The sequence below is a fragment of the Hydrogenobaculum sp. genome, assembly GCF_049967395.1.
Taxonomy (GTDB): domain Bacteria; phylum Aquificota; class Aquificia; order Aquificales; family Aquificaceae; genus Hydrogenobaculum.
On sequence record NZ_JBMFST010000058.1, the window covers coordinates 1 to 7,056 of the forward strand.

Below are 7,056 nucleotides of genomic sequence, written 5' to 3' on the forward strand. Positions count from 1 at the left end.
GCTACACCAGCGGCAAAATTTACGGCAAAAAGCTTCATCAAAAACATAGCCAATTTGTCGTACTTTGGATCTTTAGTTTTGTAGGCTATGGTCTTGACTATAGCTATGAATACAGAGAGCCCCAACGTAAGGGGCACGTAGATAAAATGGTTGATCGCCGTAAAGGCGAATTGGAACCTGGACAAATCAAGTAGGTCCATAATCTATACCTCCTTTCAAAAAATTAATCAAGTATAAGGATACAGCACTCCTACAGCTGCCATAACACCAAATGCACCAACTGCATATTCCAGAAAATCACGTCTTGAAGCTTCCATATGCAAAACCTCCTTAGGTCGATTAGCGCCAACCAACCTACACAAGTTTAATTTAACTTAAAAATTATCTTATAACAATGAAATATATCATATCATAATAGTAAAATAAAAGTAACTCTTAATATAGAAGTATTGTGAAATATATGTGTGAAACTATTATTTGATAAATAGTATATACATACTAACTCAAAATAAAAATTTTCACTATAGCGCAAGTATATTAGCTTTTAGAATCGTGCTTTAATTATTTGAAACGAGCGTTTAGGGCTACACCAAAATCTAATTGAACATCGTTTTGATAAAGTTCAACAAGTTCGTTACCTTTGTTAGTGGGTCTTATATATGTATTTTTGGTAATAATATCTTTTTCGTAATAATCAGCATGCCTTCTTATGTCAGAGGTGTATATCTCTGGCGGCGGTTCTTGATAAGTTTTTGATAAATTAAGAGATTTTATATTGTCCACTAAAGCGCTTACAGAAGGAAGTCTATTGAAAAAGAATGAAAATCCTACGCTTTGCTTCTCATCTCTTGGTAAAGGGGATGATACGCTGGCGTATACACGATGATTGGTTTTGAAGTTTACATCCTTATAAGGTATTTTTATATCAAGTTTTAGCGGTTTAGAAAAAGCAAAATGTCCAAATACAAAAAGCCCTAAAACAACCACTCCCCGCTTTAACATAAAATTTATTATATACCTATCAAAATAAAATTTCAATGATATAGTCTTTTTAGTATATAATATAAGCATGTTAAGAGACACGTATATAGGCCTAGTAGACGATAGCTTTATAGGAAAACACGTTAAGTTAGCGGGATGGATAGATTCCATAAGAGATCATGGTGGTGTTTTGTTTATTGATTTAAGAGATAAAGAGGGTAAGCTTCAAGCTGTTTTAGAAGAATCGGAAAATAAAGAACTTTACGATATAGCAAAACATTTTAAAGAAGAAAGCGTTGTATTGGTAGAAGGCTTGGTAAGAAGAAGGCCATCTGGTACGGAAAATCCAAAAATAAAATCTGGCAACGTAGAACTTTTAATAGAGCGTATTGAGCTTTTAAACGCATCGGAGACGTTACCGTTTCCCATAGATGATAACATAGATATTTCAGAGGAGCTAAGATTAAAATATAGGTATCTTGATTTAAGAAGACCAAAGTTTCAAAAAGCCATAAAAACAAGAAGCAAAGCCCTTAAAATAACAAGGGATTTTTTCGAAGAAAACGGCTTTTACGAGATAGAAACTCCATTTTTAATAAAATCAACTCCAGAAGGCGCCAGAGACTTCTTGGTACCATCAAGACTTCATCCTGGTAAGTTTTACGCCCTTCCTCAATCCCCACAACTTTTTAAACAAATATTAATGGTATCCGGTTTTGATAGATACTTTCAAATAGCAAGATGTTTTAGAGACGAAGATCTAAGGTCTGATAGGCAGCCAGAGTTTACCCAGATAGACTTTGAAATGTCTTTTGTAGAAGAATCAGACATTATGGAAATATCGGAAAAACTTCTTTCTAAACTATTTTTGGAGCTTTTAGACATAGAGTTAAACATACCTTTTAAAAAGATTACCTACAAAGAAGCTATGGAAAGGTATGGCTCCGATAAACCAGACACTCGTTTTGGCTTGGAGCTTGTAGACTTAACAGATATATTTAAAAATACAAATTTCAACGTATTCAAAAGCGCTTTAGAGCAAAAAGGTATAATAAAAGCCATAAAGATAAATAAAATTTTATCGAGAAAAGAGATAGACAACCTTACAGAGTATGTGAAAGGACTTGGTGCTAAGGGGCTCGCTTGGGGTAAAGTAGAAAATGGTGAATTTAACTCTCCTATAGCGAAATTTTTGACTGATCAAGAAGTGAAAGCGATGTTGTCAAGGCTTGATGCAAAAGACAACGAAATGATATTTTTCTCAGCAGATAAGCCTAAAAACGTATATAAAATACTTGGAAACTTAAGATTGCAACTTGGCAAGATGCTAAACCTTGTAGATGAATCCAAGTTTGAGTTTCTATGGGTGGTGGATTTTCCCATGTTTGAATACAACGAAGAGGAAGGAAGGCTTGAAGCTATGCACCATCCGTTTACATCTCCAAAAACAGAAGACTTGGATAAGATAAGATATATTATTGACAAAGAAAACAAAGAAGATATAATTAATATTGGTGAAAATATTGGTGCAAGGGCATACGATATTGTGTTAAATGGTGTTGAAATAGGAGGAGGTTCTATAAGAATACACAACAAAGATGTACAAAAGCTTGTATTTAAGATTTTAAACATATCAGACGAAGAAGCGAACATGAAATTTGGATTTTTGTTGGAAGCATTAAAATACGGAGCACCACCACACGGGGGTTTAGCTTTTGGTTTTGATAGGCTAATGGCTATGATGCTAGGTTTTGACTCAATAAGAGATGTGATAGCTTTTCCTAAAACTCAAAAAGGTACTTGTTTGCTCACCGGTGCTCCAGATATAGTCTCAGACAAACAGTTAAAAGAACTGCATATAAAAATTACCTGATGGAACTTTACAAAACGTTGTTAAACCTTGGCTACGAAAAAAGAAAAAGCCAAGAAGAAATGTTTAGCATAGTCGAAGAATATATAAACAAAAATTCAGAAGACCAGTATGTAATTTTAGACGATCTTCATAATCAAGGACAAAACATCGTATTGATAGAAGCTCCTACCGGAGTTGGAAAAAGCTTTGGATACTTGTTACCTATAATAGAACACAATCAAAAAGCGATAATATCCACTAAAACAAAAATTCTACAAGAACAGCTTCGAAGAGATCTTGAATTTTTATCATCCACAAGAAAAAATTACTTTGGCAAAGGTATCAACTATCTTATATTGAAAGGAAAAGGAAATTACCTTTGTCTTGATAGATTTTACGATAAAGAAAACGAGCTAAAACAAACAACGATATTTGGAAAAGTAAGCTTATCACAAAATATAAGAAATCTCATAGAATCTTCAACATGGGACGGAGATGTAGAATTCACCAACATCCCATTAGAAGTCTGGACTGATATAAACATAGACGAAAACTACTGCGATTCTAACTATAGAAAGTCTTGTCCTTACTTAAAGGATTGTTTTTACTATAAAAAGCTAAAAGACAAAGAAAGAGTGGCAGATATTTTGGTAATAAACCACAGCCTTTTGGTCTTAAAAAATTTTGATAAAGAATCAGATAAAATACTAGTAATAGATGAAGCTCATGAACTTGATGAAGCCTTGGTAAAATCTCTTACCGTTGGATTCTCAGTCAACGGTCTAATGAGGCTTGTAGCATCTATAAGAGATATGCTTCCAAACGACAGCAAGAATATGCTTGATAGTGTAGATATACTTGGAATATTTAAAAGTTTATTTGAAAACATCTTTGAAGATAAAAAACAAAAACCTATTGACAAATCTGCCACGGCCTACAAATCTACCACGCCCTACAAGCCTACCACGGTTTACAAGTCTACCACGACTCACAACTCCGCCACTGGTAAATATCCAAGTTCAATACCTTTGGATGAGGCTTTTTTCGTAGAGCCAATGATTAGCATGATTTACGAACCGCTAAAACAAGCCGTTAACGTTATAAAAAACCATGTTGTTAAAACGGTTATGGAAAGGCTTGAATACAAAAATACAATAAGTCAAAAGTTTAAGGCTTTTTTAGAAAGCTCTTTGCTGTTTGACGATGAATTCTTAAATAGATTTAGCATAGATACAAGCCAACTACAAAACGGGTTTAACGATGAATCCATAGACAGGTTAGAATACGAGATTATGAAACTCATAGCTAAATTCAAATCTATTTCGAACCGTGTATCAAACATTTACAACAGTTTAAAATATATGGAGGATGAAGAAAATAAAGATATCATAGGTTTTGTGGTAAGTAGAGAGTTTTCAAAAAAACTTGAAGATTTCAACTATAAGATAGAGGCTTTTCCTATTTTCCCTAAAAACGCAATAGACCTAGACAACTACAAGGCGGTTATACTGACATCGGCAACGTTAGACAAAGATCTTATAGAACTTACCACAGGTATTAAAGGAAAATATTACTCTCTAAAACCAGTCTTCAACTATGAAGACGTAAACTTTATAATAAAAAACATAGTACCGAAGAACAAAGATTTGTGGAAAGAAGAGTTGGCAAATAGTCTAAGATACTTAAGAACATTTTACAGCAAGGTTTTGGTGCTTTTAACAAGCTATGAGCAGATGGAATACATACCAAAAGACGAAGATATCGTATTCCAAAATACAACAACGCTAAGAAAAGCTATAGAAATGGTAGAAAATGGAGACAAAAACGTGCTGGTGGGCGTAGACTCTGTATGGACAGGTATAGACTTAAAAGGTGAAAAAGGCCTTCTTATAGCAAAGCTTCCCTTCGATTCTCCTACCGATCCTATAAACTACCATAGGATGAAGTATTTTGAAAAACACAACATGGACGGTTTTAGCTATGCGAGGAAAAAGGCATTTTTACAGTTTAAACAAGGGTTTGGAAGACTCGTAAGAAGCAAAAAAGACAAAGGCACAGTAATAATATGCGATTCTAGAATATGGAAGTACGAAGAGTTTATAAATTTTATTAAAAGCTTAAAAGTTAAAATATATTATCGCCAGCAAAGAGGCGACTAAAAATATCTTTGCAATAAGAAGAGGTAAGTTTGCAAGAATATAGGGTAAACGAAAAGATTACGGCAAGAGAAGTGAGGCTAATAGACGAGAATGGGAATCAAATAGGCATAGTACCCATAGAAGAAGCTCTTGAAGCCGCCAACAGAAAAGGGCTTGATCTCGTTGAAATAGCCCCGCAGGCAAATCCACCTGTATGTAAGATTTTAAACTACAGCAAGTTTAAGTACGAGATTCAAAAAAAAGAAAAAGAAGCTAAGAAAAAGCAAAAAGAATCTGCTATAAACGTAAAAGACATAAACCTTAAAGTCATGATAGACAATCACGACTTGGCTATTAAAATCAAACAGATGAGAGAGTTTTTGGAAGATGGAGATAAGGTAAGAGTGCGTATAAGGTTTAGAGGAAGAGAAAACATATATCCAGAGCTTGGCAACAAGCTTGTTGATAAAATAATAAACGAATTGGCGGACGTTGGTGTTTTGGAAAAGCCTCCGCTGAAAGAAAACGCTTTCTTAACCTTTACATTGCTTCCTAAGAAAAAATAAGTTATAATAATAAGCTTAAACTAAGTTTGGAGGTTTTTATGAAGGTAAAGATGAAGACGAATAGAACTATGGCAAAAAGGTTTAAGATTACGGCAAAGGGCCACATCAAAAGGGCTAAAGCGAACGGCAGTCACTACAACACAAGAAAACCAAAGGATAGAAAAAGAAGGCTTAGAAAGAAAACCCTCATCACAAATCCAACCGTCGAAAGAAAGTTAAAACCGCTACTTCAAAACGTATAAACCATTAAAGCTTAACTCAATGGTCTTTGTTATAAAAATAGGCTCTAACGTGCTATCTACAGAGGGAGGGGATTTTGATATCAGCTTTTTATCTTCTATAGCAGAGGACATAAAAACCCTTCAAAAGCAAGGTATTAAATTTGTAATAGTTTCCTCTGGCGCCGTTATGGCTGGCAAAAAAATACTAAATATACACACGGATTCAATATTATCAAGGCAAATTTTAGCTTCCGTTGGTCAATCAAGACTAATGTCCTTATACGACAGCATATTTTCAAACTATAGCCTTGTTATAAGCCAAATACTTATCACTTCAGATGTTTTCACAAACCAAAACATGTTCTCAAATGCCCAAAGAACTATAGAAGGCCTTTTAGAATACAATATAATACCCATTATAAACGAGAACGATGCCATAGCTACAGAAGAACTCATATTTGGTGACAACGATTTTTTAAGCGTATACGTATCTTACATATCAAAAGCTTCGAAGCTCGTAATATTTTCTACAGCCGGTGGGCTATATACAAAAGATGGGAAAACGCTTATAGCCGAAGTAAAAGATTTTGAAGAAGCCTTTAAACAGGTAAATCCTACAAAAAGCACCTTTGGAAGTGGAGGTATGTTGAGCAAGCTTCAAGCTTCTATGATGGCATCAAAAATTGGTGTGGAAGTTTTTATCACTTCTAAAAGCCAAAAACTTATAGATATATACAACAACAAAGCCTTGGGCACAAAAATACCAGCTTCTTCAAACACGAAATTAAAACCAAAAGATATTATAAAACTAGCTCAATATTCAAAAGGTATAATTTATGTAGACGAAGGTGCAAAAAAAGCCATTTCCAACAGAAAAGCGCTTTTAGCTATAGGCATAAAAGGATTTGACGGGGTATTCAAAAAAGGTGATATCGTAAGCATAGTAGATGAACAACAAATACTTGTAGGCAAAGGCAAAATTCAATACGATTCCAAAGAACTGAAAAACATAATAGGTAAAAAAAATAAAGAAGTTATAAAAACTGACGACATTTACACAATTTAAATATCTAAAACCGAACATAAAATAAAATTCAAATTTAAATTTTCTGTGAAGTAAAAATGTTTAGATTTTTTATCTTCTAATAATATTAGGAAAGTCATTGAATATATAAAAAATTTTTTATATATTAGAAAATATGTTAGAAGAACTACCAAGCATATCCATATTCCTATTAACTATGTTTCTTATAATAAAACAACCCAAAAACATTCCAATAGGTTTATCAGCAACAATC

Annotated in this window: 8 protein-coding genes; 5 read left to right on the forward strand and 3 right to left on the reverse strand. The window is 33.7% G+C overall.

The features are described from left to right. The 3 genes from ACP5S8_RS07330 to ACP5S8_RS07340 all read right to left on the reverse strand — a co-directional run. On the reverse strand, nt 1-200 hold a 200-nt coding region (locus tag ACP5S8_RS07330), incomplete at its 3' end, for a cytochrome ubiquinol oxidase subunit I (protein WP_461876315.1). A gap of 27 nt (nt 201-227) precedes the next feature. Next, nucleotides 228-317, reverse strand: coding sequence for a ubiquinol-cytochrome c reductase iron-sulfur subunit N-terminal domain-containing protein (locus ACP5S8_RS07335; RefSeq protein ID WP_461876317.1), 90 nt, complete (start codon nt 315-317; stop codon nt 228-230). Between the two features lie 244 nt (nt 318-561). Further along, nucleotides 562-1,002, reverse strand: coding sequence for a hypothetical protein (locus ACP5S8_RS07340; protein WP_461876318.1), 441 nt, complete (start codon nt 1,000-1,002; stop codon nt 562-564). Nucleotides 1,003-1,069: 67 nt separating this feature from the next. On the opposite strand from ACP5S8_RS07340, the gene aspS reads away from it, so the two are divergent. Genes aspS through proB form a run of 5 tightly spaced genes read left to right on the forward strand, consistent with a single transcriptional unit; the run spans nt 1,070 to nt 6,824 of the window. Then, nucleotides 1,070-2,854, forward strand: coding sequence for an aspartate--tRNA ligase (gene aspS, locus ACP5S8_RS07345; RefSeq protein WP_461876319.1), 1,785 nt, complete (start codon nt 1,070-1,072; stop codon nt 2,852-2,854). Continuing rightward, the gene (locus ACP5S8_RS07350) at nt 2,854-4,992 is read left to right on the forward strand and encodes an ATP-dependent DNA helicase (protein ID WP_461876320.1); all 2,139 of its coding nucleotides are present in this window, start codon (nt 2,854-2,856) and stop codon (nt 4,990-4,992) included. The genes aspS and ACP5S8_RS07350 overlap by 1 nt, the downstream gene beginning before the upstream one ends. 29 nt (nt 4,993-5,021) lie before the next feature. Beyond that, the gene (gene infC, locus ACP5S8_RS07355; protein WP_461871341.1) at nt 5,022-5,537 is read left to right on the forward strand and encodes a translation initiation factor IF-3; all 516 of its coding nucleotides are present in this window, start codon (nt 5,022-5,024) and stop codon (nt 5,535-5,537) included. A gap of 38 nt (nt 5,538-5,575) precedes the next feature. Then, nucleotides 5,576-5,779, forward strand: a complete 204-nt coding sequence (gene rpmI, locus ACP5S8_RS07360; RefSeq protein WP_461871086.1) for a 50S ribosomal protein L35 — start codon at nt 5,576-5,578, stop codon at nt 5,777-5,779. A gap of 19 nt (nt 5,780-5,798) precedes the next feature. Next, a complete protein-coding gene (gene proB / locus ACP5S8_RS07365) occupies nt 5,799-6,824 on the forward strand; it encodes a glutamate 5-kinase (RefSeq protein WP_461871087.1) in 1,026 nt (341 codons plus the stop codon). Nucleotides 6,825-7,056 lie beyond the last annotated feature (232 nt).